This is a genomic window from Kordia sp. (genome assembly GCF_045105435.1).
Taxonomy (GTDB): domain Bacteria; phylum Bacteroidota; class Bacteroidia; order Flavobacteriales; family Flavobacteriaceae; genus Kordia.
This window is the reverse complement of the sequence record NZ_JBGCDL010000172.1, coordinates 1-3,908: the sequence shown is the minus strand read 5'-3', so window position 1 is coordinate 3,908 and position 3,908 is coordinate 1. Positions and strand designations below refer to the sequence as shown.

General features: G+C 35.2%; 3 protein-coding genes. 1 reads left to right on the top strand and 2 read right to left on the bottom strand.

What is annotated here, in order from left to right:
• A partial coding sequence (gene hemC, locus AB8B65_RS09280) for a hydroxymethylbilane synthase (RefSeq protein ID WP_405300673.1) occupies positions 1–1,559 on the bottom strand: 1,559 nt, incomplete at its 3' end.
• Positions 1,556–2,815, bottom strand: coding sequence for a glutamyl-tRNA reductase (gene hemA, locus AB8B65_RS09275; protein WP_405300672.1), 1,260 nt, complete (start codon positions 2,813–2,815; stop codon positions 1,556–1,558). The genes hemC and hemA, both read right to left, overlap by 4 nt.
• Before the next feature lie 203 nt (positions 2,816–3,018).
• On the opposite strand from hemA, the gene AB8B65_RS09270 reads away from it, so the two are divergent.
• Positions 3,019–3,906 carry a helix-turn-helix transcriptional regulator gene (locus AB8B65_RS09270; protein WP_405300671.1) on the top strand — a complete coding sequence of 296 codons (888 nt, stop codon included), beginning with the start codon at positions 3,019–3,021 and terminating at the stop codon, positions 3,904–3,906.
• Positions 3,907–3,908: the final 2 nt, after the last annotated feature.

The following is a 3,908-nucleotide window of genomic DNA, read 5'->3' as shown; positions in this document are numbered from 1 at the left end:
ACCAACTCAATCACACTTTCAACCGTTGGGACTTTGGCAATACGAACATCTTCAAAATATTGTGACGCTTCTTTTGCTGTGGTTTCTCCAATGCAAAATGCAATTCCTTTGGCTTTATTTGCCGATATGTAACTTTTTACGGTTGATGGACTGTAAAATAGCACACCTTCTATTCCATCTTGCAATTTTTCAGCATCTAACATGGTTTTGTACGCGTGTACTTCTGTAACTTCTATGTGGTTTTCTTCCAAAATTCTTGGCAAAGCATCCAAACGGATATCGCTGCAAAAATACGTTACCGAAGTTCCTTCAATATAGTCAACTAAGTGTTCTGCTAGTAATTTTGCGTTTCGTGCCGATTTGGTTACCGAACCAATTTTTTGCTCAATGAGCTTTTTTGTTCTTCGTCCTACGCAGTAAATATTTGTAAATTGTAATTCTTCTGCTGAAAAGTTTTGCACCAATGCTTCTACTGCATTTTTACTCGTAATCACCACATTTTTGATTGGTTTTCGAACTATTTGTGGCTTGATTCTATTAAAGCTGATTTTAATGAAATCGCTACTTTCCGAAATCACTTTTTCATTAAATAGTTGACGTTGTGCTTCTGTCAATAGTTTGGTAGAATACACATTGGTTTGCTTTCCAGATTGTTTAATATCATCCATTAAGCGTTTTCCGCCGCGTTCAATGATAAAATCGGAACAGTATTTTGCAAGTTCTTGATGTTCACCAAGTTTTTCGTAACGTGTTACGTAAATTCGTTTTGTTCCATCAGTACTTAGTAAGACACCTTCAAGCGTAACCACTTCTTCTTTTATGTATGCAATGGCACCAATTGGCGCTGTACAACCACCTTCTAGTAGGTTTAGAAATTTGCGTTCTATCGAAGTACAAATTTCTGTTTCTTCATGATTAATTTCAGCACAAATGGCACGAATTTCTGAATCTTCTTCCAAAGCTGTAATCATAATTGCTCCTTGTGCAGGCGCAGGAACCATCCATTCAAGATTTACAGCATCTTCTGGTCGTAAGCCAATTCGTCCCAATCCAGCGGCAGCAAAAATAGCACCATTCCAATGTTCGGTGTCTTCTAGTTTTTGCAAACGCGTGTTTACATTTCCACGTAAATCTTCAATGGTATGTGTTGGATATCGGTGAAGCCATTGTGCTTTTCGGCGCAAACTTCCGGTCGCAATAACTGCGTCACGTTCCGATAGAAACTCTTCGTTTTTCTTAAAAACAAGTGTGTCACGGACATTTCCACGTTTTAAAACGGCTGCTTGTACAATACCTTTTGGCAATAGCGTAGGAACATCTTTTAAAGAATGTACTGCAATATCGATGTCATTATTGAGCATGGCAATATCGAGTGTTCTTGTGAAAATTCCTGTAATTCCGAGTTCGTATAGTGGCTTGTCTAAGACTAAATCGCCTGTAGATTTAATGGGAACTAATTCGGTTTTGTGACCAAGATGTTCTAACTGATCTTGTACTACTTTAGCTTGCCACAATGCGAGTTCACTATCTCTAGTCCCGATTCTGATGCGTTTACTCATAGTGAGTTGTTTTCCAATTGAAATACTTTTTGTATTAGTGCTACACTTTCTTCTGAAGTTGTGCTTTCATCTTTAAGATGATTGGCAAATTGTGTAGTTATTTTTTGAATGATTCTATTCGTAATGATCTCAGCTTGAGATTCGTCGAAATCACTTATTTTTTTACGTTGAAAGTCCAATTCAGCATTTTTGATTGCTGTCAATTTTTGTTTTAACGCTTTGATTGTTGGAGCAAATTTGCGCGTTTCTAGCCAAGCGGTGAATTCTGTTTTCACTTCGTCGATGATCGCTTCTGCTTTCGGGATTTGTGCTTTTCTACGTTCTAATGTTTCATCTGTAATTTGCGATAAAGCATCTAAATGAACTAAAGTTACATTGTCTAACTCAGTTACATTTCGCGATACATTTTCAGGAATTGATAAATCTAAGATTAATAATTCCTTATTTGTATGAATATCTTCTTTAGAAACCGTTGGGCGTTCTGCGCCTGTAGCCACAATTAATACGTCTGTTTTTTGAATTTCTTCAGAAAGTGCTGAATAATCTTTTACAGTTAAATTGAACTTTCCTGCAATTTTCTCGGCTTTGTCTTTCGTTCTATTGATAAGTGTAATGTGATTGTTTTTGGTATGTTTTACCAAGTTTTCACAGGTGTTTCTACCAATTTTACCCGTTCCAAATAGTAAAATGTTCTTTTCAGAAACGTTTGCTACATTTTTTAGAATGTATTGTACGGAAGCAAATGCTACTGAAGTTGCACCTGAAGAGATTTCAGTTTCATTTTTGATACGTTTGCTAGCCGTAATTACAGCATTTACTAAACGTTCCATAAAGCCATTAATCAATCCAACTTTTTGAGAAGCTTTAAAACCTTTCTTTAATTGTGAGATGATTTCAAAATCTCCTAAAATCTGACTGTCTAATCCTGTACCAACTTTGAATAAGTGATTTATGGCGTCGTTATTCTTATAAATATAAGCGACATCTTGAAATTCTTCTGCGGTTCCGTTAGAGTAATCACAAAGTAACTTGATAAATTGGCAAGGATGCGAAGCAAAACCGTAAATTTCAGTTCGGTTGCAGGTAGAAATGATCAATGCGCCATCTCCAATATTTTCAACCTTTGTTGTTTCAAGGATAGAAGCTTGAGCTGTATCAGACAAACTAAATTTTCCACGTGTGTGTGCTTCCGCTTTTTGGTAGCTTAGCCCAACACAGTAAAAAGAATTATGTTTTGATATGTTATATTGCTTCATAAGAATTCAAAATCGTTAACAAAAGTATCATTCAACGTGAAATAAAAATAACGCTCAAAGGACTTTTTATATCGCTATAAGTTTTTTAGATGATTTTCTTATAAAAAACTTACGGAATGTTGTAATTTTACTGCAAAATAGGGCTTTTTAGGGCATCTACCGTAGAATGATTCTAAATAAGAACAAAACAGGTATTTCTACTTATGGAGGAAAAAAATAACGCTCAAGGTACTTTGAAAGAGACTCAAGTTGAAGATGGCTTTTATATTTTGAAGCTTCAAAATGATAGCAATGATACTCAACAGCTTATACGTGAAATTGACAGTAGTTTTATTCAGTTTCATTTTTGTATAAAGGGTGAATGTAAGTTTAATTTTAATAACGGACGCTATTCTTTTGATGTTTTGGACGAACATGCTTTGCTGTTGTACAATCCGCAAACCGATTTGCCTATAAACGTAGATATACAATCGAAAACCTGGCTGATTTCTGTGTTGATTCCTATTAAGAAGTTTCATTCGTTATTTTCTACAGAAGCCAATTATATACATTTTTTAGACGCTGAAAAGAAAGATAAAAAGTATTACGATAATAAAAAGATAACGCCAATGATGGCTGTTGTGTTGAATCAGATGTTGAATAATAACATGCATCCATCAATTAAGAAGTTGTACTTAAAAGGGAAAGCTTACGAATTGTTGAGTCTGTATTTTAATAGAAGTGAAGATGCTGATATTGAGCAATGTCCGTTTTTGGTAGATGAAGATAATGTTTTGAAAATTCGCAGAGCAAAAGATATTGTCATCGCAAATATGGCAGAGCCGCCAAGTTTGCAAGAGTTGGCAAATGAAGTTGGTTTGAATATTAAGAAACTGAAAGAAGGTTTTAAACAAATTTATGGCGATTCGGTTTTTAGCTTTTTGTTTGATTATAAGATGGAATATGCGCGTAAGTTATTAGAATCTGGAAGTTACAACGTAAACGAAGTTGGACATAAAGTTGGCTACAGCACGGCAAGTCATTTTATTGCTGCGTTTAAAAAGAAATACGGAACTACACCTAAGAAGTATATTGTGTCGAGTGCTGGTTAGAC